We start from the raw sequence: 26,539 nt of genomic DNA on the forward strand, positions 1-26,539 counted from the left end.
ACTTCAATACGCCTGAGTTGCAACGCAAGCGCCGCATCCGCGCGCTCAAGGATCGCCTGACCCGCTGGTACGTGCTGGTCGGCGGCCTCGCCGTCCTGGCGGCCATTACGCTGATTTTCTTCTTCCTGGCCTACGTGGTGCTGCCCTTGTTCCAGGGCGCGGACCTGACCGCCAAGGACTCGATCACCCCGGCGTGGATGCAAGACGCCGGCAAACCGCTGATGATCTCTATCGAAGAACAGAACCAGGTCGCCATGCGGGTTTCCGACAAGGGCCAGGCGCTGTTTTTCGACATTGGCAGTGGCGCCGAGCTGCGCCGCGTCGACCTGCCGATCCCGGCCGGTGCCAGCGTGACCGCCATTGGTGAGGACCAGCCCGGCAGCCCATTGGTGGCGATCGGTCTGTCCAACGGCCAAGCCTTGGTGTTCCGTCACACTTATAAGGTCACCTACCCGGACGGCAAGAAAACCATCTCGCCCGCCGTCGAATACCCTTACGGTGAGTCGCCGATCGCCTTGAACGAACAGGGCGCGGCCCTGGAGCATGTCAGCCTCAACGCCACGGATTCGACCCTGCTGTTGGCCGGCTCCAGTGGCGCCCAGCTGCAAGTGCTGTCGCTCACCAGCGAAGAAAACATGATGACCGGTGAAGTCACCAGCGAGCAGACCCGTATCGACCTGCCGCAGATGACCGAGCCGGTGAAGCACATCTTCGTCGACCCGCGCCAGCAATGGCTGTATGTGGTCAACGGGCGTGCCCAGGCCGATGTGTTCAGCCTGCGGGACAAGAGCCTCAACGGCCGTTACAAACTGCTGGAAAACGCCGACGCCCAAGTCACCGCCGCCACCCAGTTGGTGGGCGGGATTTCGCTGATCATCGGCGACTCCAAAGGCGGCCTGGCCCAATGGTTCATGGCCCGGGATCCAGACGGTGAGCTGCGTTTCAAACAGATTCGTACCTTCCAGATGAGCAGCGCGCCTATCGTCGAGATCAGCGCCGAAGAGCGTCGCAAAGGCTTCGTGGCGCTCGACGCCGCCGGCAAGCTGGGAGTGTTCCACAGTACCGCCCACCGCACCCTGCTGGTGGACCAGGTGGTCGACGGCCAGGGCCTGTTCGGCATGTCGCCACGGGCCAACCGCCTGATCGTCGAACAGGGCGGCAAGCTGCAACCGTTGACGCTGGACAACCCGCACCCGGAAGTGTCGTGGAGCGCGTTGTGGAGCAAGGTCTGGTACGAAAACTACGACGAACCTAAGTATGTCTGGCAATCGACCGCCGCCAACACCGACTTCGAACCCAAGCTGAGCCTCTCGCCGCTGACCTTCGGTACCCTGAAGGCGGCGTTCTACGCGATGCTGCTGGCCGCGCCGCTGGCGGTTGCCGCAGCGATCTACACCGCCTACTTCATGGCCCCGGGCATGCGCCGCAAGGTCAAGCCGGTGATCGAGTTGATGGAGGCGATGCCGACGGTGATCCTCGGTTTCTTCGCCGGCCTGTTCCTGGCGCCGTATGTCGAAGGGCACCTGCCGGGTATCTTCAGCCTGCTGATGTTGCTGCCGATCGGCATCCTGGTCACCGGTTTCGCCTTCAGCCGCCTGCCGGAATCCATTCGCTTGAGAGTGCCGGACGGCTGGGAAAGCGCCTTGCTGATCCCGGTCATCCTGGTCGTAGGCTGGCTCTCGCTGTACATGAGCCCGTACATGGAAACCTGGTTCTTCGGCGGCGACATGCGCATGTGGATTTCCCATGACCTGGGCATCACCTACGACCAGCGCAACGCCCTGGTGGTTGGCCTGGCGATGGGCTTCGCGGTGATCCCGAACATCTATTCCATCGCCGAAGACGCCGTGTTCAGCGTGCCGCGCGGCCTGACCCTGGGCTCCCTGGCCCTCGGTGCCACGCCGTGGCAGACCATGACCCGCGTGGTGATCCTCACCGCCAGCCCGGGCATCTTCTCGGCGCTGATGATCGGCATGGGCCGTGCGGTGGGCGAGACCATGATCGTGCTGATGGCCACCGGTAACACGCCGGTCATGGAAATGAACCTGTTCGAAGGCCTGCGCACCCTGGCGGCCAACGTGGCGGTGGAAATGCCCGAGTCGGAAGTCGGCGGCAGCCACTACCGCGTGCTGTTCCTGTCGGCCCTGGTGTTGCTGTTGTTCACCTTCGTCATGAACACCCTCGCCGAGCTGATCCGTCAGCGTCTGCGCAAGAAATATTCGTCGCTTTAAGAAAGGTAGAAGTCTGTGAAACAGAACTCCCTGAAAGGATGGTTCAAGAGCGGCGCCCCCGGCGTCTGGATCAGCGGTGGCGCGGTGTCCATCGCGGTCATCATGACCATTGGCCTGCTGGCGGTGATCGCTGTGCGCGGCCTGGGCCACTTCTGGCCGGCGGACCTGATCCACGCCAACTACAACGTGCCGGGCATGCCTGCGCACCTGGTGGTCGGCGAAGTGGTGCAGAAAGAAGAAGTACCTCGCGAGCGCCTGAAGAGCGCCGGCCTGCCGGTGCCGGACGAAGGCCCCGAGTTCATGACCCGCGAACTGATCAAGGTCGGCAACCGAGACCTGAACGGCACGGACTTCACCTGGATCGTCGGCGATTGGCTGACCAACCAGACCACGCCGCCGGAACTGATGGCCATCGAGCGTCGTGAGTGGGGCAACTTCTACGGTTACCTGGTCAACGTCAAGGAAGGCGGCAAGGTCATCGCCGAGGGCGAAGCGGCCTGGCCGCAGTTGCAGGCTCGCGTACAGCGGGTCAACCAGTTGGCCGCCGAACTCAAGACCCTGGAAAAAGTCGACATCGGCGCCATCAACGCCGGCCTGGAGCGTATCCGCCTGCACGGTCGCAAGCTGGAGCTGGACGGCAAACTCGATGCTTCGGCCCAGGCCGACCTGGAAAGCGAGCGCGCCGAACTCAACGCCCGTTACAAGGACATCGAAGCGCGCCTGGCCGACCTTCACGCTCAATTCAACCGCGACAGCCTGACGGCCCGCGATGCCAACGGCAAGGAAGTGGAGATCGAAATCGGCAAAGTGGTGCACGCCTACCAGCCAAACGGCATGGGCACGTTCACCAAGCTGGGTTTCTACTTCAGCAAGGTCTGGGAATTCCTCAGCGATGACCCCCGTGAAGCCAACACCGAAGGCGGCATCTTCCCGGCGATTTTCGGCACCGTGATGATGACCCTGATCATGGCGATGATCGTGACACCGTTCGGCGTGCTGGCGGCGGTCTACCTGCGTGAATACGCCCGCCAGGGCCCGATGACCCGCCTGATCCGCATCGCGGTGAACAACCTCGCGGGCGTTCCAGCGATTGTTTACGGCGTGTTCGGCCTGGGCTTCTTCGTCTACGTGCTGGGTGGTTCGGTCGACCGCTTGTTCTTCCCCGAGGCCTTGCCGGCACCGACCTTCGGCACCCCGGGCTTGCTCTGGGCGTCCCTGACCCTGGCGCTGCTGGCGGTGCCGGTGGTGATCGTGGCCACCGAAGAAGGCCTGGCGCGAATCCCGCGTACCGTGCGCGAAGGCTCCCTGGCCCTCGGCGCGACCAAGGCCGAGACCCTGTGGAAAATCGTCCTGCCCATGGCCAGCCCGGCGATGATGACCGGGATGATCCTCGCCGTGGCCCGTGCCGCGGGTGAAGTGGCACCGTTGATGCTGGTGGGCGTGGTGAAACTGGCCCCGTCGCTGCCGCTGGACGGCAATTACCCGTACCTGCACCTGGACCAGAAGATCATGCACCTGGGCTTCCATATCTATGACGTCGGTTTCCAGAGCCCGAACGTCGAAGCGGCGCGACCGCTGGTCTATGCCACAGCGCTGCTGCTGGTGCTGGTGATCGCCACGCTCAACCTGTCGGCGGTGTGGATCCGTAACCACCTGCGCGAGAAGTACAAGGCACTGGATAGTTAATGGTCTGTGGGAGCGAGCTTGCTCGCGAAGCTTCTGGCGGCCTCGAGGGCCCCTTCGCGAGCAAGCTCGCTCCCACACTGATCGGCGTTCACTGGAATTTCATGGGGCCGCCACAAGGGCGTTCCGAACCGAATTTGTTAGCACAGGGAGCCTCCCATGCAACACGAAGCACATACACACGGCATCAACATGTCGGCCTTGGGCCGCGACAAGCAGAGCCTGGATCTGGCGCAGGAAACCGTCGCCATCGAAGTACCCGGCCTGAACCTGTTCTACGGCGAGAAGCAGGCGCTGTATGACGTCAGCCTGAATATCCCGAAACAGCGCGTCACCGCGTTCATCGGTCCATCGGGCTGCGGCAAGTCAACCTTGCTGCGCACCTTCAACCGCATGAATGACTTGGTGGACGGCTGCCGCGTCGAAGGTGAAATCAACCTCTACGGCAACAACATCTACCGCAAGGGCGAAGACGTGGCCGAGCTGCGCCGTCGCGTTGGCATGGTGTTCCAGAAGCCGAACCCGTTCCCGAAAACCATCTACGAGAATGTGGTCTACGGCTTGCGCATCCAGGGCATCAACAAGAAGCGCATTCTCGACGAAGCCGTGGAATGGGCCCTCAAGGGCGCGGCCCTGTGGGATGAGGTCAAGGACCGTCTGCATGAGTCGGCCCTCGGCCTGTCCGGCGGCCAGCAGCAACGTCTGGTGATCGCCCGCACCATCGCCGTGGAACCGGAAGTGCTGCTGCTCGACGAACCCTGCTCGGCCCTCGACCCGATCTCGACGCTGAAAGTCGAAGAGCTGATCTACGAGCTCAAGTCCAAGTTCACCATCGTCATCGTGACCCACAACATGCAACAGGCGGCGCGGGTTTCCGACTACACCGCGTTCATGTACATGGGCAAACTGGTGGAATTCGGCGATACCGATACGCTGTTCACCAATCCGGCGAAGAAACAGACCGAAGACTACATCACTGGTCGTTACGGCTAGTCGAGGCAGCTGTATAGCCGCACTGGGCTATCAGGATCAACATTTAACTGCTTGAAGCTTGCAGCTTGAAGCTTGCAACTTTCGCGGAGCGAACAAGATGATTTCGAAGGAAGGCCTTACTCACCATATTTCCGCACAGTTCAACGCCGAGCTGGAGGAAGTGCGCAGTCACTTGCTGGCCATGGGCGGGCTGGTGGAAAAGCAAGTCAACGACGCGGTGACCGCACTGATCGAGGCCGACTCCGGCCTGGCCCAGCAGGTGCGCGAAATCGATGACCAGATCAACCAGATGGAACGCAACATCGACGAGGAGTGCCTGCGTATCCTGGCCCGTCGTCAGCCGGCTGCGTCCGACTTGCGCCTGATCATCAGCATCTCCAAGTCGGTGATCGACCTTGAGCGGATCGGCGACGAAGCCACCAAGATCGCCCGTCGCGCCATTCAGTTGTGCGAAGAAGGCGAGGCGCCGCGCGGTTATGTCGAGGTTCGTCACATCGGCGACCAGGTGCGCAACATGGTCCGCGATGCGCTGGACGCCTTTGCCCGCTTCGACGCCGACCTGGCGTTGTCGGTGGCCCAGTACGACAAGATCATCGACCGCGAATACAAGACCGCCTTGCGCGAGCTGGCGACCTACATGATGGAAGACCCGCGCTCCATCTCCCGGGTGTTGAGCATTATCTGGGTGCTGCGTTCTCTGGAGCGGATCGGCGATCATGCGCGCAACATCTCGGAACTTGTCATCTACCTCGTGCGCGGCACCGATGTGCGCCACATGGGGCTCAAGCGGATGAAGGAAGAAGTTGAGGGCACCCCGTCCGAAACCGCTAATGTTCCGGGCGAAACTGACGATAAGTAAGATTGCCAAGAAAAGCGCCCGGCCTTTTGGTCGGGTTTTTTTTTGGATTTTTTTTAATCGAAAGCAGCGCCCCGCGAACGAAAAGTCCCGGCGTGACTGACGGTTTTTTTGGCAATATGCCATCAGTAAAAGCGGTATGCTTGCCGGGATTTTTTAGAGGTGTATCTGGATGAGTAAGGTCAGTGTGTTGGTCGTGGACGATGCTTCGTTCATTCGTGACCTGGTGAAGAAGTGCCTGCGCAACTACTTCCCGGGCGTGCGTATCGAAGACGCGGTGAACGGCAAGAAAGCCCAGGCCCTGCTGGCTCGCGAGGCATTCGACCTGGTGCTGTGCGATTGGGAAATGCCGGAGATGTCCGGCCTGGAACTGCTGACCTGGTGCCGCCAGCAGGACACCCTCAAGGGCATGCCCTTCGTGATGGTTACCAGCCGCGGCGACAAGGAAAACGTGGTCCAGGCAATCCAGGCCGGCGTTTCCGGCTACGTCAGCAAGCCCTTCACCAACGAACAATTGCTGACCAAGGTCAAGCAGGCCCTGCACAAGGTCGGCAAGCTCGACACGCTGATGAACAGTGCCCCGACCAAGATGAACTCGGCGTTCGGTAATGATTCCCTCAGCGCCCTGACGGGCAATAAGGCTCCGGTTGCGGCTGTTGCTTCGGCGCCTGCGGCGAACCCGTTTGCCAAGCCGGCCGCCGCAGCCGCAGCCGCCCCGGCCCGTGGACTGCTCAACAGCCCTCCAGTCAAGGCACCGGCAGCTGCCGCTCCGACGACCAACCGTGGCCAAGGCCAGTTGCGCCTGTCCAGCGGCACCCAGCAATGCGTGATCAAGGCTCTGAGCCTCAAGGAAGCGCTGTTGGTGGTCAAGCGCACCGACGCCCTGCCACAAGTGCTCGAAAGCGCGGTGCTGGACATGGAGCAGGGCGACAATGCCGAAACCGCTCGTCTCAACGGCTACCTGCACGCCATCGTCGCCCATGAGCAAACGCCCGACAGCGAATGGCTGCAACTGACGTTCCGCTTCGTCGACAAAGACCCGCAGAAACTCGATTACATCTCCCGCCTGATCGCCCGCGGCACCGCGCAGAAACACTTCGTGCCGGGCGCCTGATCCGGCGGCGCCTTTGAGGCCGCTATCGCGAGCGAGCTCGCTCCCACACTCGATCTTCAGTGTTCACTGGATCGAGTGTGGAGCGAGCTTGCTCGCGATGGGGCCATAAGATCCAACACCGATCGCTGATCCAATTTTGAAACATCCGTCGACTACGCTGGTCCATCCCAGCTGCTAGGCTGCTGTGCAGGCCTTCATTTTCGACAGAACCTTTGCCCATGCTCGTACCCCTGCTGTTTGCCTGTGGTCTTGTCTTGGCCTCCACCTCGGCCGTGGCCATGACGATCTACAAATCCACCGATGCCAATGGCGTGGTGTCCTATAGCGACCGCCCCAGCAAGGGCGCCCAGGTGTTCGTGTTCCGCGACCGCATGGTCGAGCGCCTGGAGCGCCAGGTGTTCCTGGATATCAAGAAACAGAACGGCGCGGACGCGGTGTTCGTGCGCAACGATCTGTATGCACCGGTGGAGATCGAGTTGAGTTTCGCCGGGCTGCGCAACGTCAGCGGCGCGCCGAGCCGGCCGATTCGTCGAGTGCTGCCGGCGCGCAGCAACCTGCGCCTGGCGCTGCTCACGGCCACCCGGCCAGGCAGGCCGCTGGTCTATACCCCAAGGTTCGAATATTCCCTGGGCGACCCTGCAGGCGCCGCCGAGGCCTATCGGTACCCGCTGCCTTGGCGCGGAGGGCCGTTCCGGCTGAGCCAAGGGGCCAACGGCCAATACAGCCATTACGGTCCGAAAAACCGCTACGCCATGGACATCGCCATGCCCGTGGGTACGCCGATCATCGCCGCGCGGGGTGGCGTGGTCATCAAGACCGAAAACGAGCAGACCGGTCGCGGGGACGATCCTGCGGGCAACTTCGTGCGGGTGCTGCACGATGACGGCACCATGGGCGTCTACCTGCACCTGCAGAAGGGCTCGGTGAGCGTACGGGAAGGGCAGCGGGTCGGGGTGGGCACGCCGTTGGCGTTATCGGGCAATACCGGCAACAGCTCAGGCCCGCACCTGCATTTCGTGGTGCAGCGCAATACCGGGTTGGGGCTGGTGTCGATTCCCTACCAGTTCAATCAACCGGTGGGTGACTTGCCCAACTTTGCGTTGGGCAAGCAGTAACCTCTGCACAAGCGAAGGAGCTTTTGTGGCGAGGGTAGTCGCCGGAAAGCGGCTGACACTCAATCGAGCATCAACACCTTCGCCAGGATGATCTTCGGCCCTTTCATCTTCTTGATGATGATCCGCAGGCCTTCGACTTCCAGTACTTCTTCCTCTTCCGGCACGCGCTTGAGGGTTTCATAGACCAAGCCGGCCAGGGTTTCGGCTTCGATGTGGTCCAAGTCGATCCCCAGCAGGCGCTCGACCTTGAACAGTGGCGTGTCGCCGCGTACCAGCAGCTTGCCCGGCTGGTAGGCCAGGATGCCGCGTTCGGCCTTGCGGTGTTCGTCCTGGATGTCGCCCACCAGCACTTCCAACACGTCTTCCATGGTCAGGTAGCCGATGATGTTGCCGTCGGCTTCCTCGACCAGGGCGAAATGCGAGCCGCCCTTGCGGAACTGCTCCAGCAACTGCGACAGCGGCATGTGCCGCGACACCCGCTCCAGCGGCCGGGTCAGTTCGGCCAGGTTGAACGACTCGGGAATGTGATCCAGGGCCGCCAGTTCCAGCAGCAGGTCCTTGATGTGCAGCAGGCCGACAAACTCCTGGCGCTCGCTGTCATACACCGGATAACGGCTGAACTTGTGGCGCCGGAACATCGCCAGGATTTCCTTGAGCGGCGCGTTGAACTCCAGCGTCACCAGGTCTTCCCGGGAGTTGGCCCAGTCCACCACTTCCAGCTCGCCCATTTCCACGGCCGAGGCCAGCACGCGCATGCCTTGGTCGCTCGGGTCCTGGCCACGGCTGGAGTGCAGGATCAGTTTCAGTTCTTCGCGGCTGTAATGGTGTTCGTGATGGGGCCCGGGTTCGCCTTGGCCGGCGATGCGCAAGATGGCGTTGGCACTGGCGTTGAGCAGGTAGATCGCCGGGTACATGGCCCAGTAGAACAGGTACAGCGGCACGGCGGTCCACAGCGACAGCAGCTCGGGTTTGCGAATGGCCCAGGATTTGGGCGCCAGTTCACCGACCACGATGTGCAGGTACGAAATGATGAAGAATGCGGTGAAGAACGACACGCCCTTGATCACTTCTGGCGACTGTACGCCGACCGCGCCCAGCAACGGCTCGAGGATGTGGGCGAACGCCGGCTCGCCAACCCAGCCCAGTCCCAGGGACGCCAGGGTGATACCCAGTTGGCATGCAGACAGGTAAGCGTCGAGCTGGCTGTGGACGGTGCGCAGGATGTGTCCGCGCCAGCCGTTCTGCTCGGCAATGGCTTCGACCCGGGTCGAACGCAGCTTGACCATGGCGAATTCGGCCGCAACGAAAAAACCGTTGAGCAAAACCAGGATCAGAGCGAAAAGAATCATGCCGAATTCGGCGAAGAGTGTGACGAGGGACAAGCCAGGGGAAGGGTCCATGATGGGGTTTTGCGGGTTCCGAATAGTCGTAGGAATTGGAAATGGGCGCCCGAAAAGGCAGGCGCAAGTCAGTCAATGTAGCGGCTGACTCGGCGATTGCCTAGGGGGCGTGCTCAATCAGCGGGGCGGTCGAGGCGTGCGCGAACCACCTGGGCCGGGGCGAAATGGCAGGTAAACGTGCTGCCATGGCCGGGTACGCTGCTGATTTCCATGCGGGCGCGATGGCGCAGCAGGACGTGTTTGACGATGGCCAGGCCCAGCCCGGTGCCTCCCGTGTTGGAGTTGCGGCTGGAGTCGACGCGGTAGAAGCGTTCGGTCAGGCGCGGCAGGTGCTTGCTGTCGATACCGATGCCCGAATCGCGCACGCTCAGGTGCGCGCCTTGCTCATCGCCCCACCAGCGCACGTGGATCCGACCTTGCTCCGGTGTGTACTTGACCGCGTTGAACACCAGGTTGGAAAACGCGCTGCGCAATTCCGCCTCGCTGCCTTTGAGCTGCACGGTCGGGTCGGCTTCCAGGGTAATGGTCTGCTGCTTGGGGCCGGACAGTTCCTGCGCATCCTCGGCAATGGTTTGCAGCAGGTCGTCGATGGGCACGGGTTGGTTGTCCGACGGGTAATCGGTGGCTTCCAGCTTCGCCAGCAGCAACAAGTCGTTGAGCAGGGTCTGCATGCGCCCGCTTTGTTGGTGCATCTGCTGCAAGGCCCGGCTCCAGCGCGGGTTCACCTCCTCGACGTTGTCGAGCAGGGTTTCCAGGTAACCGCAGATCACCGTCAACGGCGTGCGCAGTTCGTGGGAAACGTTGGCGATGAAATCCTTGCGCATCTGTTCCAGCTGATGGATCCGCGTGACATCGCGCACCAGCATCAAGTGCTCGTTGTTGCCGTAGCGGGTGATGTACAACTGGATGCGCAACCGATCGTTGGTGGGCGAAGGGATTTCCAGCGGCTCGGCGTAGTTGGCTTGCTCGAAATATTCCTTGAAGCGCGGATGACGCACCAGGTTGGTCACCGGCTGGCCGCTGTCCTGGGGCGTCTTGAGGCCCAGCAGGGTCTCGGCGGCGCGGTTCCACCACTCCAGGTTGCCGTCGCTGTCGAGCATGATCACCGCGTCTTTCAGCGCGGCGGTGGACTCCTGGACTCGGTCGATCACCGCCTGCAGGCGTCCGCGAACGCGCTGGTCGCGCCGTTGCAGGTGGTAGATGCTGTCGAACACCTCACCCCACAGGCCATAGCCGTCGGGCGGGGCTTCGTCGGGTTGGTGCAGACGCAGCCATTCATGCAGGCGCAGCAATTGCTTGAGGGTCCAGGCCAGGTACAGCCCCAGCCCGGCGGCCAGGCTCCAGCCGTAGTAACCGCTGATCAGGCCGATCAGCAAACAGCCGGTCACCAACAACAACATGTGGCGAATCAGGGTGCCATGCCAGTTTTGATTCACGTGACGCGCGTCCTTGTCAGCTTGTCGGGCGGTAAGGGCTCGGATCAGGCCTTGGTCGAAAAACGATAACCGGTGCCGCGCACGGTTTGTACCAGATTCTCATAAGCATCGCCGAGGGCCTTGCGCAGGCGCCGGATGTGCACGTCCACGGTGCGTTCCTCGACGTAGACGTTGCCGCCCCAGACCTGGTCCAACAATTGGCCGCGGGTGTAGGCACGTTCCTGGTGAGTCATGAAGAATTGCAGCAGGCGGTATTCGGTCGGGCCCATCTCGGCGGGTTTGCCGTCGATGGTCACGCGGTGGCTTATCGGGTCGAGCAGCAGGCCACCGACTTCAATCGGCGCTTCGCCATCGGTCGGCCCGGCGCGGCGCAGCACGGCTTTCAGACGCGCCACCAGTTCCCGTGGCGAGAACGGCTTGGTGATGTAGTCGTCGGCGCCGACTTCCAGGCCCTGGATCTTGTTGTCCTCTTCGCCCTTGGCGGTGAGCATGATGATCGGGATATCACCGGTCAGCTCGTCGCGCTTGAGGCGTCGCGCCAGTTCGATACCTGACGTGCCGGGAAGCATCCAGTCCAGCAGGATCAGGTCGGGCTTGCGGTCGACGATGATGGCATGGGCCTGTTGAGAGTTTTCTGCTTCCATGCAGTCATAGCCGGCCATCTCCAACGCAACGGCGATCATCTCGCGGATGGGTGCCTCGTCGTCGACGATCAGAATGCTCCTGCCAACCATTGGGTAATCCTCTTGTCATTTAACTGTCTTGCGCCGCATTAGATAACGGAATTATTGCAGTCGTGTGACAGTTATTTCATGGCCCGGCAGCGAGGGGGATCCTGGGCTACGCTTTTCAGTCCGAATCCTGACAACCACACAAGAAGGTTTCCATGAAACAAATGACTGTTTCTTTCAAAGCTCTATTGATGGCTGCTGCCCTGACGCTGCCTGGATTGGCGATGGCAGCCGATCCTGCGATGGAGAAGGACGGCATGTTCACCGATCATAAGGGCATGACGCTTTACACCTTCGCCAAGGACTCGGCCGGCAAGTCGGCGTGCAATGACAAATGTGCGGCCAATTGGCCGCCGCTGATGGCTGAGGCGGGTGATAAATCCATGGGTGACTGGACCGTGATCAAGCGGGATGATGGCTCAATGCAGTGGGCCTATCAGGGCATGCCGCTGTATACCTTCGTGATGGACAAGAAGGCCGGAGACATGACCGGCGACGGTAAAATGGATGGCGCCTGGAAAGTTGCCAAGGCCAAGTAATGGCTAAACCCGTGTGGGAGCGAGCTTGCTCGCGAAGGCGTCTGTCAGCCGACATCATCCTTGAATGGCTTACCGCTATCGCGAGCAAGCTTGCTCCCACAGGTTTTGGAATCACCTCAGGGCGTAATCCAGCACAATCCCCACGAAAATCGCCAGTCCGGCCCAATGGTTGTGCAGGAACGCCTGGAAGCAGCGCATCCGGTCCCTGCCACGGGTGTACCAGAACTCCCAGGCAAAGCACGCGGCAGCGGCCACCAGCCCCAGGTGGAACCAGCCACCCAGCTGGAATTTCGACCCGGCCAGCAGCAGGCAGCCCAAGGCCAGGCCTTGCAGCGTCAGGATGATCACCCGGTCGGCATCGCCAAACAGGATCGCCGTGGATTTCACGCCGATGCGCAAGTCATCGTCCCGGTCAGTCATTGCGTAATAGGTGTCGTAGCCCACCGTCCACAGCAGGTTGGCGATGTACAGCAACCACGCGGCCGCCGGCAGATGCCCGGTTTCGGCAGTGAACGCCATCGGCATGCCCCAGGAGAATGCCGCCCCCAGCACCACTTGCGGGTAGTAGGTATAGCGCTTCATGAACGGGTAGCTGAACGCCAGCGCCAGGCCCCCGAGGGACAACAGGATGGTCGGTGCATTGGTGCAAAGCACCAGCAGGAAGCTCACGCTCATCAGCACGGCGAAGAACACCAGCGCCTCTTTCGAACTGATCTTGCCGCTCACCAGCGGGCGCTGCTCGGTGCGTTTGACGTGGCCGTCGACCTTGCGGTCGGCCCAGTCATTGATCACACAGCCGCCGGCGCGGGTCAGCACCACGCCAAGGACGAAAATCACCACGTTAGCGATGGACGGCGCGCCTTCACCGGCAATCCACAACGCCCACAGTGTCGGCCACAGCAGCAGGTAGATGCCGATGGGCTTGTCCATACGGGTCAGTTGCACGAAGTCCCACGCCCGTGGATTCAGGCGATTCAAGGATTTGAGCAGTTGCACGTACATCAAACAATCTCCGAATAGGCGCGGGCGACGGTCCACAAGCGTGGCAGGAAGATTTCCGCCACCAGCACGCTCAACGCACCGCGATCGAAACGTGAACGGCGACCCCACAACCCGCTGGCGCGGACCTCTTGCGGCAATCCGGCCTCGGGGTAGTGGCAAACCTCGATGGCCCGGCGCTGGAACGCCTGGTCGCAAAACAGCAATTCGCCCAGGGAGCGGCTGCCCAGTTCGTCCATTTGCAACCCGTCACCCTGCAAGGCGCTGCGCGCCGCCACACTGCGGGCGAACACCCAAGGCTGGTCGCGGCCGCGCAGATACACTTCGCGTACCCAGCCCTCGCTACCCTCGGCCAGGTCCAGGGCGGCACATTCGTCGGCACGCAAGGACTGCCAGCCTTCGAACAGCGGCGTCACGCTGAAATGGCCGTCCGACAGGCGCGTGAGGCGCCGGGTCAGGGAGCCTTCGTCGAACAGCCAGTCGAGTACACCCGCATCGGGGCGGGGCGACAGCAGGTGCTGGGGCAGCCATTGGAGTGTAGGAAATATCGAATTTGTATGCGGCACAGAGGTCTTGAATGGCAGCAAATGAGGCCGCGAGCTTACCATGTCGGTCGCGGGTTTTGACGGGCCCGGCCGGCTGCCCTGCTGATCGTGCTTGCATCTGTCGCAACCGATCAGTACAAAACGGCCCTGAGCCGGAAAATACCGGCCAAGGCCTGACATCTTGAGGAAGTATTGGAATGAAGAAGTGGCAATGTATCGTCTGCGGCCTGATCTACAACGAAGCTGACGGCTGGCCTGACGATGGCATCGCGCCCGGCACCCGCTGGGAGGATGTACCGGCAGACTGGCTGTGCCCGGATTGCGGCGTCGGCAAAATGGATTTCGAGATGATCGAAATCAACTGATCGTTTCATCAAATGGAGAGCAGCATGAGCGCACCTGTCGTCATCGTCGGTACAGGCCTGGCCGGTTATAACCTGGCCCGGGAGTTTCGCAAGCTCGACAGCGAAACCCCGTTGCTGCTGATCACCGCGGACGACGGTCGCTCGTATTCCAAGCCGATGCTCTCCACAGGCTTTGGCAAGAACAAAGACGCCGACGGCCTGAGCATGGCCGAGCCGGGGGCCATGGCCGAGCAACTCAAGGCCGAAGTGCGCACCCATACCCGCATCAGCGGCATCGATCCGGGCCACAAACGGCTGTGGATCGGCGAAGAGGCGGTGAACTACCGCGACCTGATCCTGGCCTGGGGCGCCGAGACCGTGCGCGTGCCGGTACAGGGCGATGGAGCGGACTTGATCTTCCCCATCAACGACCTGGAGGACTACGCACGCTTCAGGGCCGCGGCGGCAGGCAAGCGTCGGGTGTTGCTGCTGGGTGCTGGCCTGATTGGCTGCGAGTTCGCCAACGACCTCAGCCTGGGTGGCTACGAAGTACAACTGGTGGCACCGTGCGAGCAGGTCATGCCGACGCTGCTGCATCCGGCCGCTGCGGCAGCGGTCCAGGCCGGGCTGGAAAGCCTCGGTGCGCGCTTCCACTTGGGCCCTGTGCTCAACCGCTTGCAGAAGGTCGCCGACGGGCTGGAGGCGCATCTTTCCGACGGCCAGGTGATCGCCTGTGACCTGGTGGTCTCGGCCATCGGCCTGCGTCCCCGTATCGACCTGGCAGCCGCGGCCGGCCTGGTGGTCAACCGTGGCGTCGTGGTCGACCGTCACTTGAAGACCTCCCACGCCAATATCTACGCCCTGGGCGACTGCGCCGAGGTCGACGGCCTGAACCTGCTGTATGTCATGCCGCTGATGAGCTGCGCCCGGGCCCTGGCCCAAACCCTGGCTGACAACCCGACTGCCGTCAGCTACGGCCCCATGCCGATCACCGTAAAAACCCCGGTGTGCCCCTTGGTGGTGTCGCCGCCACCGCGAGGCCGCGAGGGCGTGTGGAGCGTCGAAGGGCAGGGGGCGGACATCAAGGCGCTGTGCCGCGACGCTCAAGGCAACCTGTTGGGCTACGCCCTGACAGGCACGGCGGTGATGGAGAAACTGGGGCTGAACAAGGAGCTTCCGGCCCTGCTGGCGTAAATACTGGTCGTTCTGTCGCAAAAACCCTACTTTTGGTCCCACAAAGGTCGCCCGGACACTGGCGCCGTTTTCGGCACCGTGCCATCCTCACTTCCGTCTGCCGCAGAGTAGAGCCTGCGGCGCCTTAGGGGCTGTTCCAAAGAGAACAGCACGGACATAACAACAAAAAAACCGTCAAAGGGGCTTCATTCATGCGTAAACCAGAACTCGCCGCCGCTATCGCGGAAAAAGCAGACCTCACCAAAGAACAAGCCAACCGCGTCCTCAACGCCGTCCTGGAAGAAATCACCGGCGCCCTGCACCGCAAGGACAGCGTTACCCTGGTGGGCTTCGGCACTTTCCTGCAACGCCACCGCGGCGCCCGCACTGGCAAAAACCCACAGACCGGTGAGCCGGTGAAGATCAAGGCCAGCAACACCGTTGCCTTCAAACCAGGCAAGTCCTTGAAAGAAAGCGTCAACCCATAATTGCTACGAGTACCTCGGCCGGGGGAAGAAAGCGGCAATCAAAAGGGCATACCGATGAATCGGTATGCCCTTTTTTGTGCGGGGTTGCTGGCTGTGGCCAGGCATCCAATGTATGGAGCTTGCTCGCCATAGCGGTGGATCAGCTTGCGTCAATGGTGTCGGTACTGTCGTCATCGCGAGCAAGCTCGCTCCCACACTTGTTCGTCGCTGTGCATGCCATCAGGCTTGACGCAGTTCCAATGTGGGAGCGAGCTTGCTCGCGATGACATGCGCCTAGTCAGCGGAAGTCTTCGGCTGCGCCAAGACCTTCAAGGCCGCTTTGCGCGCTTCGATCGGCAATTCGCCCAGCTTTTCCACCGCCGCATAAAAGGCAGCCCAATCACCGCCCTCCCGCCTGAACAGCGCCGCAAACGCCGGCACCCACTGGTCGTACAGCCCGAACGGCAATAATCGCGCATTGTTCAGTGGCGCGTAGACCCAGGCGTCGTAGCGTTTGTCGCCTGCCCACTGGGTGTCGCGCATTTGCACATAATCGGCACGCAGGCGCTCGAACTCCGCCGCTTTGCGTTGGCGCATCTGTTCGGCCGTCAGGGGCTGGACGTAGAGGGTTTCCAGGCGCTGGCGGGTGTCGAGGATCAGTTGGATGAATTGGTCGCGCTGGCGCACCTGCTTGCCGTTATCCGGCGCCAGCCCACGACTGGCACGCCATTGCCGGGTGCCTTCCTGTTCAACGAAGGTGGCGAAGGACTCATTGAATTCGGTGTCGTCCTGCACATAAAACCGCTGGTGCGCCAGTTCATGAAAGATCAGCGTCGCCAGGCGTTCGTCGCCCCAGTGCATCATCGAGCTCAGGATCGGATCGTTGAACCAGCCCAGCGTCGAATAGGCCTCTACACCGCCAATCGCCACGTCCATGCCCTGCAAGCGCTGCAGCGCGGCCTCGCCACGGGCCGCGCCCTGGCTGTAATAACCGCGATAAGCCACGCAACCGGCAATGGGAAAGCAATGATTCTGCGGCGCCAGGGAAAACTCTGGCGTGGCGAAGACATTCCAGACGACGAATGGCCGGCCAATGTCGGCGTACAGGCGATAGCTTCGATTGTCCGGTAAATGCAGGTGATCGCTGGCAAACGCCCGTGCCTCGCGCGCCTGGGCCAGGTGTGCCTTGAGTCGGGTATCGCGAGCGGGGTCGGCAATGACCTGGTCGATAGGCTCCCGGGCCTGCAACAACCGCAGTTGCCCGCCGACGAGCTGGCTGTAATAACCGGCGCTACTGCAACCGTTCAGTAACAAAAGCAGGAGGCCTGGAAACAAAATCTGGAAAACACGGTCGAGTAACCGACGGCTTGAACGCGGCCTGATCAATTGGAATCACCCTGGGAAGTCTGCCCACAAGACTATCTCGCTTGCCTGGAGCTTCGCTATGCGCGTGTTGATGCTGACGAGTGGCCTGTTGCTGCTGACCGGTTGTGCCGGCTTGCCTGACCCGGATCCATCCCAAGCGTGGATCGACCTGGGAAACCAGCAGGACACCGCGCTACAAGCGCTGGAAGTCGATGACAAGATGTCCATTGACCGACGTTATTTCGAAGTGCAACCCGGCAGCCATGAGCTAACGGTGCGTTATCAATTTGCCGTCGAGCCCGGCAACATCGGCCCGGATGCCGAGCCGCTGTGGCGCGATTGCCGGTTGAACCTGAAATTCAAGGACTTCAACGCCGGCCAGCGTTACCAGCTACAGGCCGGTAGCATTGGTTTCCGACCATGGGCCAAGCTGTACGATCAGCAGCGCAAAGTGGTGGGGCAAGGTACGCCGGCGGGCTGCCAACAAACGTGATTGGCGCTATGCTCAGTGTCCGGTTTTAAGGAAACTCACGATGCGCTTATCCCTGCTGTTACTGGCCCTGGTTTCCATGAGCGGTTGTGCAACGAGCCCGCTGCCCCAGGTCGACCCGAACATGGCGTGGGTTGATTTCGCGACCCCCATGCCGGGCGGCAAAATGCTGATGGCTGAAAGCCTGGACGGCCAGCGATTGCGAGACGGACGGATCTTTCAGGTTTCCCCGGGCAGCCACGAATTGAAAGTGCGCTTCGACTTCGAAGTGTTCAGTGGCGGTGGCCTGGGCATGCAAGCCGAACCGCAAGAACGGCTGTGCTACATGCTCGTGCGTTACGACCATTTCGAAGCCGGCCAACGCTATCGGCTGGAGGCTCGCAACCTGGCATTCACACCCAGCGCCCGGCTCTATGACGCCAAGCGTCAAATCGTGGCCGAAGAGCGACAAGTCAACTGCGTTCCGTAGGACGCCCTAGCGGTCGTTCTTCTGGTAAATGATTTTCTTGGTGCCGTTTTCGCAAGTGCCCACTACCATGTTCTGGTCGTGGACTTCGTCATTCGTGACGATTTCCAGTGTGTAAGACGACACGTTATTTGCCTGGATCTTCGCTTCGATTTCCGCTTTCAGCTCTTCACAGGATTTGGGGGCGGCAAGGGCTGATGCAGCGAATGCGCAGCCGATGACCATCAGGGCTGATCGTTTCATGTTCGAATTCCTCATGGCAGCGCGCACTGCCTGTGCGCTGAAACTGCGGGCTTCATTCGATCATAATTGTGCCAGGGTAAACAGCTCGACCGCCTTCAATAAAATCGCAGCCTTCGGCAGCGCCAGCGAAGGCTGCGATCCTTTCATGCGTCAGCTCACCAGCGTTGCATCCAGGGTGATCTGAGCGTTCAGCACCTTGGAAACCGGACACCCTTCCTTGGCCTTCTTGCTCAGCTCGTCGAATTGCGCCTGGCTGGCACCGGGGATTTTCGCCTTGAGCACCAGCTTGACCGCCGTGATCGCAAAACCGCCCTCGACCTGGTCCAGGGTCACTTCGGCGTTGGTGTCGATGCTGTCGGCCTTGAGCCCGGCATCGCCGAGGATCATCGAAAAGGCCATGGAAAAGCAGCCGGCATGGGCCGCGCCGATCAACTCCTCGGGGTTGGTCCCCTTACCGCCTTCGAATCGTGCCTTGAAGCCATAGGGCGCTTCGCGCAACACACCGGTTTCCGTGGAGATGGAGCCGATACCGGTTTTCAGGTCACCTTCCCAATGAGCCGATGCTTTCTTGATGATAGCCATGTCTGCCTCCTGAAGATTCGGCGCGAAAGCCGCGCCTGTGTGTTTTTTAGCTGTCTGGGTTGTGAGGATAGACCGTCCGTAAAAGTTCACCCTGTCGATTAGCCGACGAATTTAGTAGGAAATTTCGTCGCTGCTATTGAAACTCGGGTATATGCCCACATTGCATGGAACACACCTATAGAAACGGCAGGCTTTTGCCCATAGGAAAAGCCCGGAACGCCGTTGGAGATCCCGGCCCATGAAACAGCTGTCCGACGTGAAATTCTCAACCCTCGATCTGGTGCCTGTCCGCGCCGATGGCAATGCCGCCCAGTCCTTGCGCAACTCGCTGGACCTGGCGCAGCACGTGGAAAAATACGGCTACACCCGCTTCTGGGTAGCCGAGCACCACAACATGGACGGTATCGCCAGTTCAGCGACGGCGGTGCTGCTGGGTTATCTGGCGGGAGGCACTTCGACCATTCGCGTCGGTTCCGGCGGTGTCATGCTGCCCAATCACGCACCGTTGATCATTGCCGAACAGTTCGGCACGCTGGAAAGCCTTTACCCGGGTCGAATCGATTTGGGGCTGGGACGTGCACCAGGCTCCGACCAGATGACCGCCCGGGCGCTGCGTCGCGAGCGTTCCGGCAGCGCGGACGATTTTCCCGAGGACGTGGCCGAACTGATGCGCTATCTCGGCCCGCGTACCCCGGATCAACGCATCATCGCCATGCCAGGCACCGGGACCAACGTGCCGGTATGGCTGCTGGGTTCGAGCCTGTTCAGTGCGCAATTGGCCGGTGAGCGCGGTTTGCCCTACGCATTCGCCTCCCATTTCGCACCGCGCTTTATGCACGAGGCGATTCGCATCTACCGTAACCACTTCAAGCCGTCGGCGGTGCTCGACAAGCCTTATGTGATGCTCGGCGTGCCGCTGGTAGCGGCGGATACCGATGAACAGGCCGAATACCTGGCAACGTCGGTGTACCAGCGGATCCTGGCGCTGATGCGTGGCCAGAGTCTGGTGCAGCGTCCGCCGGTGGAAACCATGAACGGTCTGTGGTTGCCCCATGAGAAAGAGGCGGTTGGCGATTTCCTGGGCCTGGCCATGGTCGGCGGCCCGCAGAAGATTCGCGCCAAGCTGCAAGTATTGATCGAGCAAACCCAGGCCGATGAGCTGATTTTCACCAGTGACCTGTACGAACACGCCGATCGTTTACACTCCTACGAGTTGCTGGCGCAGGTCATGAAAGGCTGAATGACGCCCATGAAAAAGCCGACGCAATGCGTCGGCTTTGATGTTCGAAAGAATCACTTTTTATAGATGATTTCTTTCGTACCGCCCTCACAGGTGCCGACGACTTTTCCGCCAGTCGCTGCGCCTTTATCGACGATTTCCAGCGAATAACCTGACACGCCCTTGGCGTCCAGCTTCGCTGCGATTTCGCTTTTCAGCTCTTCGCAGGGCATACCGGCCGCAAACGCACCACCGGCAAGGCTCAGCAAACCCAGGGCCACCATCAACTTTTTCATCGCTCGCACTCCTTGGTCGGATCAAATAGGGCAGGTATTGGAAAACGTAATGCGCAGACCATAGCGCATCGCCACTCCCTATGGCACTCCGCCAGCGTGCAAGTTCAAAAGAACCTCAGCTATTGGCTATCCGGAACCCGACTTTGATGGTCACCTGAAAGTGCGCGGCCCGGCCATTTTCGATGTGGCCGCGGGTTTCCGTCACTTCGAACCATTCCAGATGCTTGAGGCTTTTGCTGGCCTCGGCCAAGGCGTTGTTGATGGCGTCTTCAATGCTGGTGGGAGACGAGCCGACCAGCTCGACTTTTTTGTAAGTGTGATGATCACTCATGGGGATTCTCCTCGGTTGTGTTTAACAGCCTAGCAGCGATTTTTCGCCTTACGTGTGTCGTCGTTCGCGCGCTGAAGTTCAGATTTACTGCACTTTCAGAAACGACCGGAGTCCCAATTCACACACGCCACTCAACCACTGCAGGAGAGAGCCACCATGGCCAGCAATTCGTTACGCAAAGCCTCGTTGCAAAGCATGGAAGCGGAGATCGAGAGTCTGCTCAAGTCGTTGGAAAGCCTGAAGGACGACGCTTCGGACGAGTCGCGTAAGACCCTCAAGTCGCTCAAGGCCAATGCCGAGAACGCGCTGAAACATTCTCGTCATCTGCTCAGCGACGCCTATGAAGAAGTCAAGGTGAAAACCCGTGAGACCGGGATCGCCACACGCGACTACGCGCAGGAACACCCATGGACCACGGCCGGTGTCGCGGTCGGTGCGTTGGGTCTGCTGGCTGCTTACCTGCTGTGCAAGCGCGGTGACTGAGTCGGTTGGCTCAGCTCATGCCTGAGCCACTGGGCCAATTGCCGAGCGCGCCCGTCTGCGGCGCGCTTGGGCAGCCACAACGCCAGTCGCGCCGCGGTTTCATCGAAGCCCCACGGCGCGACCAGGCGACCGGCGCGTACGTCCTCGGCCACCAGCGGCTCGGGCGCGATCGCCACGCCTAGCCCCGCTACGGCGGCCTCCAGCAAATAATACAAATGCTCGAATCCTTGCCCGAACTTCAGTGCCTGGGGTTCCAGGGCGTTTTGTCGTGCCCAGGTCGGCCAAGCCTGAGGGCGGGACGTGGTGTGCAGCAACGGCTCGTCCAGCAGCGCGCTGGCCGGTGCAGCTTGCAAGCGGGCGAATCCGGCGTAGTGAGGGCTCATCACCGGGCCGATCCGCTCGCTCACCAGTTCGTACACCTGCATGTCGGCTGGCCACGGCGGCTCGGCGAATACCAGCAAGGCATCCAGCCCCGGTCGCCTGGGGTCCAGGTCGCCTTCGCCAGCGGACAAGTGCAGGCGCAAATCCGGCAGCTCGGCGTTGAGCCTGCCCAGGCGCGGAATGAACCAGCGTGCCAGCAGGCTTCCCGAGCAGCCCAGGACAAACGGGGCATCTGCCGTACTTTGCATCAGCTCCGCGCAAACACCGCGCAACCGCTCGAACGCATCGGCGCTGACGTCCCGCAGGCGCAAGCCGGCATCTGTGAGTTTCAGGCCGCGCCCGTCCTTGATGAACAAGCTGACGCCCAAATGCTCTTCCAGCACCTTCAGCTGTCGACTCACGGCCCCATGGGTGACATGCAACTGTTCGGCCGCCTGGCTTACGCTGTTCAGACGGGCAGTAGCCTCGAAGGCGCGCAAGGCGTTGAGAGGAGGAAGATCGTGGCTCATTTTATCTGTGAGTTTTCCTGACAGGTTGTGGCGATCTTATCGGTTTTCACTGGGGGATGTCAGGGGTAGAGTGAGCCTCATAGTCTTTCAACGCATTTGCCTGGAGCGCCCGATGACCCAGCCTACGACCTCTTTCAACCTGCGCAGCGGCCCCGACGCCAACGGCCTGTTCGGTGCATTCGGCGGCCGCTATGTGGCCGAGACCCTGATGCCGCTGATCCTTGATCTGGCCCGTGAATACGAAGTGGCGAAGGAAGATCCGGCCTTCATTGAGGAATTGGCCTACTTCCAACGTGACTACGTCGGTCGCCCAAGCCCGCTCTACTTCGCCGAGCGCCTGACCGAATATTGCGGCGGCGCCAAGATCTACCTCAAGCGTGAAGAGCTGAACCACACCGGTGCGCACAAGATCAACAACTGCATCGGCCAGATCTTGCTGGCGCGACGCATGGGCAAGAAACGCATCATCGCCGAGACCGGCGCCGGCATGCACGGCGTGGCCACCGCCACCGTGGCCGCGCGTTTCGGCCTGGATTGCGTGATCTACATGGGCACCACCGACATCGAGCGCCAGCAGGCCAACGTGTTCCGCATGAAGCTGCTGGGTGCCGAAGTGATCCCGGTGGTCGCCGGTACCGGCACGCTGAAGGACGCAATGAACGAGGCCCTGCGCGACTGGGTCACCAACGTCGACAGCACGTTCTACCTGATCGGCACCGTGGCTGGCCCGCATCCGTATCCGGCCATGGTGCGCGACTTCCAGGCCGTGATCGGCAAGGAAACCCGCGATCAACTGCAAGCCCAGGAAGGTCGCCTGCCGGATAGCCTGGTGGCATGCATCGGCGGCGGCTCCAACGCCATGGGCCTGTTCCACCCGTTCCTGGACGACAAGAGTGTCGAGATCATCGGCGTCGAAGCCGCCGGTTATGGCATCGAGACCGGTAAGCATGCGGCGAGCCTGAACGGTGGCGTTCCGGGTGTACTGCACGGCAACCGCACCTTCCTGTTGCAGGACGACGACGGCCAGATCATCGATGCCCATTCGATTTCCGCGGGTCTCGACTACCCCGGTATCGGCCCGGAACATGCCTGGTTGCACGACATTGGTCGCGTCCAGTACACCTCGGTGACCGACGCCGAAGCCCTGGAAGCCTTTCACAAATGCTGTCGCTTGGAAGGGATCATTCCTGCACTGGAAAGCGCCCATGCCCTGGCGGAAGTGTTCAAGCGCGCACCCAACCTGCCGAAAGATCACCTGATGGTGGTCAACCTGTCCGGCCGCGGCGACAAAGACATGCAAACCGTGATGCACCACATGGAACAGTCCCAGCAGGAGAAACACTGATGAGCCGCCTGCAAACCCGTTTTGCCGAACTCAAGGAACAGAACCGCGCCGCCCTGGTCACTTTCGTCACGGCCGGCGACCCGAACTACGACACGTCGCTGGCGATTCTCAAGGGGCTGCCGGCGGCCGGTGCCGACGTGATCGAGTTGGGCATGCCGTTCACTGACCCGATGGCCGACGGCCCGGCGATCCAGTTGGCGAATATTCGTGCCTTGGGCGCCCAGCAGAACCTGGCGAAAACCCTGCAGATGGTTCGCGAGTTCCGTAAGGACAATACCCAGACGCCGCTGGTGCTGATGGGCTACTTCAACCCGATCCACCGTTATGGCGTGCAGCGTTTCATCGGCGAAGCGCTGGATTGCGGTGTCGATGGCCTGATCGTTGTGGACATGCCGCCCGAGCACAACAGCGAACTGTGCGAACCGGCCCAGGCGGCTGGCCTGGATTTCATCCGCCTTACGACGCCGACCACCGACGATGTGCGTTTGCCGACGGTGCTTAACGGCAGTTCGGGTTTTGTGTACTACGTGTCGGTGGCGGGCGTGACCGGTGCCGGTGCCGCAACGCTGGAGCATGTGGAAGAGGCCGTGGCGCGTCTGCGTCGCCATACCGATCTGCCCATCAGCATTGGTTTCGGTATTCGTACGCCGGAGCAGGCTGCCGCTATCGCACGATTGGCCGATGGGGTGGTGGTGGGCTCGGCGCTGATCGACCATATCGCCAGCGCCGAAACGTCGGAACAGGCAATTGATGGGGTGTTGAGCTTGTGTGCCGCCTTGGCCGATGGTGTGCGCAAGGCGCGTCTCAGCTGATTTGATTCAACTGACAGCCACAAAAAAGGGTTCAGAACCGGGTTCTGAACCCTTTTTTATTCCACCAGGAGCAGTGTTGGAGCTGCTCTTTGCAGGGTCAAGGCAACTCCAACCCGCCTCCGGCCTTGTGCAGTTTGCGCAGGTGCTCGCCGATCTCTTTCACATTGGCCTCGCTCGCTGCAATTTCAGCCGCGCGGCCAGGCTCGAGCAATGCCCGGACTTCCTTGTCCAGGTCGCCTGTCAGTGTTTGCAGTTGTTTCTGCCGTAAGCTGCTTTCCGATTCCAAGCGTTGCCACTCGCTGGGTTGCGGCAAGCCGTAGCCGCTGCTGCCCAACAGTTCGGCCGGACGGCTCAGGAAACCGCTGTTGGCGAGGATCTGCTGCAGCGTCGCATTAGCCCTTTCCATCCCACCGTTCTGCAATTCACGGGCGCCGAGGTAGCGCTGTTTGACTTCATCCTGCGCCAACAACAATTGTCGGCGATAACTGGCTTGTTCCAGCAGCAACAACGCCGCGCTGGTACGCAGGTCGGCCTGTTCGAACCAGACGCGGCGTTCGGCGGCGTCCAGGGCCAGCCAGTCTTCCACCGTTTGTTGCTTGATCGGCAGATATTTCTTCAGCACATCGAACATCGCCTGGTATCGCTCGCGGAATGAGTCGAAGCGGTAGCCCAGCCGCAAGGCTTCCCTGGGATCATCCAGCACGCTGGTATCCGCCAGGCCCCGGCCCTTGAGTACCTCCAGCAGGCCGTTGGGCATGATGCTGTCCAGGCCCTTGAGTTGCTCGTTATTGCTGCCGCTGCGCAATAGTTTCAAGCTCTCCACGGCGCAGTTATTGGACAGGAAGTAATAGTTGCCGTCGTAGCTCCAGTGCATTTCGGCTGCGTGCTCGACCGTTTCCTCGATCTCGGTGCGCGACAGGTTCAGCGGCACCGATGCCAGGCTGCGCAGTTCGGTCTTGGTGTATTCATCGATCACCTGGGCCAACGGCAATACAAACAGGCGCGACGGGTATTTGCCGACCAGCCCGTCCCAGCTCGACAACTGCACATCGCCCACGAAGGCGCGGTATGACAGCACCAGGTGTTGGTCCAGATCCAGTCGGCAGTCCGGGCCACGTGGGCGGCCCGGTGCGCAGATCACCAGCCGGAGCATGCTGTGGCCCCAGCGGCTCACCCAGTTCTGATTGGCCTCGGCCAGCAGGTAATCGATGGCATAGACCCGTTCTGGATCGACCTTGCCCAGCGGTGTCTTGGCGAAGTCGTTTCCGGCGTTGAGGAAGGCGAACGATTGGGCGCAGGTGTCCTTGGCGGCGGGGGCCCATCCGAAGTGTTCCTGGTAATAGCGATATAGGGCGGGGCGTCGGCAGGCATAGCTGGAGTCCAGGAGAAAGTACTCCATGTTGACCGCGACGAACTCCTTGGGGCTGCTCGTTTCATAGAGATCCGGGCTGCGGGCGACCTGGCGGTTGTGCTGTTCCCGTTCACCGCGACGGCCGACGTATTGTGGCCAGCCGGCGAGGTCCAACAAACGAGGATCATCGCTGAGGGTGAAGCGGCGGTCGTTCTGGCCCCGGCATTCATCGGGAAGACCGATCAACCCGGCGCTGCTGTTGCGTCGAGTGCAACGCTGGATCAGTGCGCGCTCGGCCTCTGGCCATAGACGCGAGCGGTCATAGATGTGGGTCAGTTCGTGCAGGACCGTGGCGAGCATTTCCCTGCGCACGGTGCCGTGGGGGCGATGGGTCTTTTGCGTCGCGGCGCTGCCGTCGACAAGGCTGTCGAGCAGGTTGCTATTGAGGTCCAGTTGCGACACCAGCGAGGCCTGGCCGTAGGCATTGGCGGGCATCTGGTCGGTCCAGCCGACATCGATGCGCCGGTCCAGCCGCTCAATGAAGCGCGGCGGCAGGGCCTGCATGGCTTCATCGAGCAGCGCCTGGCTGGCCTGCTGTTGCGCCGGGCTCAACCCGTCGACGTTGAGGTGCAATTGCAGGCCGGCCTGGGCCATGCTGCCCGTGAGCAGCAAGACCCCGGCCGCCAGCCAGGCGGCGAACCGCCTCACAATGCGAGGATGGCTTCGGCGAGAACCTGGTCACTGGCGTCGCGGGCTTCCGGCACGCGGGTGCGCAAGGTGTCGAAGGCGGCCTCGAGATGAGCACCACGAATTTCACCATTGCTGGCGACAAAACTGGCTGCATCGTCATGGGCTTCGCGGACGATTTTCGAATCACGGATGGACGTGGTGGTGTCGGAAGTGAAATCGATCGTGCGCTGGGAAGCGCGAACGATGATGTTACTGGTGGCTACCAGGGTATGTGCCTGGGCCACATCGGCCAACACCAGCAGGCCTAAGGCGGCAGCAATCAGCGGGCTACGCATGGAACGACTCCGGAA

The 26,539-nt window shown here is 61.4% G+C and carries 29 protein-coding genes; 16 read left to right on the forward strand and 13 right to left on the reverse strand.

What is annotated here, in order from left to right:
- Positions 1-197 precede the first annotated feature (197 nt).
- The 6 genes from BT125_RS24355 to BT125_RS24380 all read left to right on the forward strand — a co-directional run bounded on the left by BT125_RS24355 (position 198) and on the right by BT125_RS24380 (position 7,992).
- The gene (locus tag BT125_RS24355; protein ID WP_170866869.1) at positions 198-2,231 is read left to right on the forward strand and encodes an ABC transporter permease subunit; all 2,034 of its coding nucleotides are present in this window, start codon (positions 198-200) and stop codon (positions 2,229-2,231) included.
- A 15-nt stretch (positions 2,232-2,246) separates the two neighbouring features.
- On the forward strand, positions 2,247-3,917 hold the full coding sequence (gene pstA / locus BT125_RS24360) for a phosphate ABC transporter permease PstA (protein WP_060739810.1): 1,671 nt from the start codon (positions 2,247-2,249) through the stop codon (positions 3,915-3,917).
- A gap of 156 nt (positions 3,918-4,073) precedes the next feature.
- Entirely contained in the window at positions 4,074-4,907 is an 834-nt protein-coding gene (gene pstB / locus BT125_RS24365; protein WP_072411200.1) for a phosphate ABC transporter ATP-binding protein PstB, read from the forward strand.
- 97 nt (positions 4,908-5,004) lie between these two features.
- Positions 5,005-5,766 (forward strand): phosphate signaling complex protein PhoU, encoded by a 762-nt coding sequence (gene phoU, locus BT125_RS24370; protein ID WP_030139132.1) that lies wholly within the window; start codon positions 5,005-5,007, stop codon positions 5,764-5,766.
- Positions 5,767-5,935: 169 nt separating this feature from the next.
- The gene (locus BT125_RS24375; RefSeq protein ID WP_072411201.1) at positions 5,936-6,877 is read left to right on the forward strand and encodes a response regulator; all 942 of its coding nucleotides are present in this window, start codon (positions 5,936-5,938) and stop codon (positions 6,875-6,877) included.
- 218 nt (positions 6,878-7,095) lie between these two features.
- Positions 7,096-7,992 (forward strand): peptidoglycan DD-metalloendopeptidase family protein, encoded by an 897-nt coding sequence (locus tag BT125_RS24380; protein WP_060739807.1) that lies wholly within the window; start codon positions 7,096-7,098, stop codon positions 7,990-7,992.
- 59 nt (positions 7,993-8,051) lie between these two features.
- On the opposite strand, the gene BT125_RS24385 is transcribed toward BT125_RS24380, so the two are convergent.
- The 3 genes from BT125_RS24385 to phoB form a co-directional block, all read right to left on the reverse strand.
- The gene (locus BT125_RS24385) at positions 8,052-9,392 is read right to left on the reverse strand and encodes a hemolysin family protein (RefSeq protein WP_014335895.1); all 1,341 of its coding nucleotides are present in this window, start codon (positions 9,390-9,392) and stop codon (positions 8,052-8,054) included.
- Positions 9,393-9,505: 113 nt separating this feature from the next.
- The gene (gene phoR, locus BT125_RS24390; RefSeq protein WP_256573828.1) at positions 9,506-10,792 is read right to left on the reverse strand and encodes a phosphate regulon sensor histidine kinase PhoR; all 1,287 of its coding nucleotides are present in this window, start codon (positions 10,790-10,792) and stop codon (positions 9,506-9,508) included.
- An 80-nt stretch (positions 10,793-10,872) separates the two neighbouring features.
- The gene (gene phoB, locus BT125_RS24395; protein ID WP_003177195.1) at positions 10,873-11,562 is read right to left on the reverse strand and encodes a phosphate regulon transcriptional regulator PhoB; all 690 of its coding nucleotides are present in this window, start codon (positions 11,560-11,562) and stop codon (positions 10,873-10,875) included.
- Between the two features lie 152 nt (positions 11,563-11,714).
- Between phoB and BT125_RS24400 the strand changes: the two genes are divergently transcribed.
- Positions 11,715-12,098, forward strand: coding sequence for a COG4315 family predicted lipoprotein (locus BT125_RS24400; RefSeq protein WP_072411205.1), 384 nt, complete (start codon positions 11,715-11,717; stop codon positions 12,096-12,098).
- A 111-nt stretch (positions 12,099-12,209) separates the two neighbouring features.
- Here the strand turns inward: BT125_RS24400 and ubiA are convergent, their stop codons facing one another.
- Both ubiA and BT125_RS24410 read right to left on the reverse strand, forming a co-directional pair.
- Positions 12,210-13,100: a 4-hydroxybenzoate octaprenyltransferase gene (gene ubiA, locus BT125_RS24405; protein ID WP_072411207.1), complete on the reverse strand. Its 891-nt coding sequence runs from the start codon at positions 13,098-13,100 to the stop codon at positions 12,210-12,212.
- Positions 13,100-13,663 carry a chorismate--pyruvate lyase family protein gene (locus BT125_RS24410; RefSeq protein WP_072411247.1) on the reverse strand — a complete coding sequence of 188 codons (564 nt, stop codon included), beginning with the start codon at positions 13,661-13,663 and terminating at the stop codon, positions 13,100-13,102. The genes ubiA and BT125_RS24410 overlap by 1 nt, the downstream gene beginning before the upstream one ends.
- Before the next feature lie 176 nt (positions 13,664-13,839).
- Between BT125_RS24410 and BT125_RS24415 the strand changes: the two genes are divergently transcribed.
- From BT125_RS24415 to BT125_RS24425, 3 genes are all read left to right on the forward strand, one after another.
- Positions 13,840-14,007 carry a rubredoxin gene (locus tag BT125_RS24415; RefSeq protein ID WP_003177199.1) on the forward strand — a complete coding sequence of 56 codons (168 nt, stop codon included), beginning with the start codon at positions 13,840-13,842 and terminating at the stop codon, positions 14,005-14,007.
- Positions 14,008-14,031: 24 nt separating this feature from the next.
- A complete protein-coding gene (locus tag BT125_RS24420) occupies positions 14,032-15,180 on the forward strand; it encodes an NAD(P)/FAD-dependent oxidoreductase (RefSeq protein ID WP_072411209.1) in 1,149 nt (382 codons plus the stop codon).
- Between the two features lie 191 nt (positions 15,181-15,371).
- Positions 15,372-15,647, forward strand: coding sequence for an HU family DNA-binding protein (locus BT125_RS24425; protein WP_060739802.1), 276 nt, complete (start codon positions 15,372-15,374; stop codon positions 15,645-15,647).
- A 273-nt stretch (positions 15,648-15,920) separates the two neighbouring features.
- Here the strand turns inward: BT125_RS24425 and BT125_RS24430 are convergent, their stop codons facing one another.
- Positions 15,921-17,012: an aminopeptidase gene (locus tag BT125_RS24430; RefSeq protein ID WP_072411211.1), complete on the reverse strand. Its 1,092-nt coding sequence runs from the start codon at positions 17,010-17,012 to the stop codon at positions 15,921-15,923.
- A gap of 58 nt (positions 17,013-17,070) precedes the next feature.
- On the opposite strand from BT125_RS24430, the gene BT125_RS24435 reads away from it, so the two are divergent.
- Both BT125_RS24435 and BT125_RS24440 read left to right on the forward strand, forming a co-directional pair.
- Complete coding sequence (locus tag BT125_RS24435) at positions 17,071-17,484, forward strand: PA0061/PA0062 family lipoprotein (RefSeq protein WP_060739800.1); 414 nt, start codon at positions 17,071-17,073, stop codon at positions 17,482-17,484.
- Between the two features lie 40 nt (positions 17,485-17,524).
- Positions 17,525-17,950, forward strand: a complete 426-nt coding sequence (locus tag BT125_RS24440) for a PA0061/PA0062 family lipoprotein (protein ID WP_060739799.1) — start codon at positions 17,525-17,527, stop codon at positions 17,948-17,950.
- Positions 17,951-17,956: 6 nt separating this feature from the next.
- Here BT125_RS24440 and BT125_RS24445 read toward each other — a convergent pair whose 3' ends face one another.
- Both BT125_RS24445 and BT125_RS24450 read right to left on the reverse strand, forming a co-directional pair.
- Positions 17,957-18,190: a DUF1161 domain-containing protein gene (locus BT125_RS24445; RefSeq protein WP_072411214.1), complete on the reverse strand. Its 234-nt coding sequence runs from the start codon at positions 18,188-18,190 to the stop codon at positions 17,957-17,959.
- A gap of 150 nt (positions 18,191-18,340) precedes the next feature.
- Positions 18,341-18,772, reverse strand: coding sequence for an OsmC family protein (locus BT125_RS24450; protein ID WP_072411216.1), 432 nt, complete (start codon positions 18,770-18,772; stop codon positions 18,341-18,343).
- A 238-nt stretch (positions 18,773-19,010) separates the two neighbouring features.
- On the opposite strand from BT125_RS24450, the gene BT125_RS24455 reads away from it, so the two are divergent.
- Positions 19,011-20,012, forward strand: a complete 1,002-nt coding sequence (locus BT125_RS24455; RefSeq protein ID WP_072411218.1) for an LLM class flavin-dependent oxidoreductase — start codon at positions 19,011-19,013, stop codon at positions 20,010-20,012.
- Positions 20,013-20,065: 53 nt separating this feature from the next.
- On the opposite strand, the gene BT125_RS24460 is transcribed toward BT125_RS24455, so the two are convergent.
- Together BT125_RS24460 and BT125_RS24465 are read right to left on the reverse strand one after the other, a co-directional pair.
- Complete coding sequence (locus BT125_RS24460) at positions 20,066-20,287, reverse strand: DUF1161 domain-containing protein (RefSeq protein ID WP_072411220.1); 222 nt, start codon at positions 20,285-20,287, stop codon at positions 20,066-20,068.
- A gap of 115 nt (positions 20,288-20,402) precedes the next feature.
- Entirely contained in the window at positions 20,403-20,618 is a 216-nt protein-coding gene (locus tag BT125_RS24465; protein WP_003177209.1) for a dodecin, read from the reverse strand.
- Positions 20,619-20,774: 156 nt separating this feature from the next.
- Between BT125_RS24465 and BT125_RS24470 the strand changes: the two genes are divergently transcribed.
- Positions 20,775-21,101 carry an ElaB/YgaM/YqjD family protein gene (locus tag BT125_RS24470; protein WP_003196426.1) on the forward strand — a complete coding sequence of 109 codons (327 nt, stop codon included), beginning with the start codon at positions 20,775-20,777 and terminating at the stop codon, positions 21,099-21,101.
- Here BT125_RS24470 and BT125_RS24475 read toward each other — a convergent pair.
- Positions 21,074-21,991 (reverse strand): LysR family transcriptional regulator, encoded by a 918-nt coding sequence (locus BT125_RS24475; protein ID WP_072411222.1) that lies wholly within the window; start codon positions 21,989-21,991, stop codon positions 21,074-21,076. The two genes, BT125_RS24470 and BT125_RS24475, sit on opposite strands and share 28 nt — an antisense overlap.
- A 112-nt stretch (positions 21,992-22,103) precedes the next feature.
- On the opposite strand from BT125_RS24475, the gene trpB reads away from it, so the two are divergent.
- Together trpB and trpA are read left to right on the forward strand one after the other, a co-directional pair.
- Positions 22,104-23,336, forward strand: coding sequence for a tryptophan synthase subunit beta (gene trpB / locus BT125_RS24480; RefSeq protein WP_072411224.1), 1,233 nt, complete (start codon positions 22,104-22,106; stop codon positions 23,334-23,336).
- Complete coding sequence (gene trpA, locus BT125_RS24485) at positions 23,336-24,148, forward strand: tryptophan synthase subunit alpha (protein WP_072411226.1); 813 nt, start codon at positions 23,336-23,338, stop codon at positions 24,146-24,148. The genes trpB and trpA overlap by 1 nt, the downstream gene beginning before the upstream one ends.
- A 97-nt stretch (positions 24,149-24,245) precedes the next feature.
- Here trpA and BT125_RS24490 read toward each other — a convergent pair whose 3' ends face one another.
- Positions 24,246-26,207, reverse strand: coding sequence for a DUF7844 domain-containing protein (locus tag BT125_RS24490; protein ID WP_072411228.1), 1,962 nt, complete (start codon positions 26,205-26,207; stop codon positions 24,246-24,248).
- A complete protein-coding gene (locus BT125_RS24495; protein WP_003187020.1) occupies positions 26,204-26,524 on the reverse strand; it encodes a DUF2388 domain-containing protein in 321 nt (106 codons plus the stop codon). Before BT125_RS24495 ends, BT125_RS24490 begins: the two co-directional genes overlap by 4 nt.
- Positions 26,525-26,539: the final 15 nt, after the last annotated feature.

Origin of the sequence: Pseudomonas sp. NFACC04-2, assembly GCF_900119265.1 — a bacterium.
In the GTDB taxonomy this organism is placed as follows: domain Bacteria; phylum Pseudomonadota; class Gammaproteobacteria; order Pseudomonadales; family Pseudomonadaceae; genus Aquipseudomonas; species Aquipseudomonas fluorescens_AA.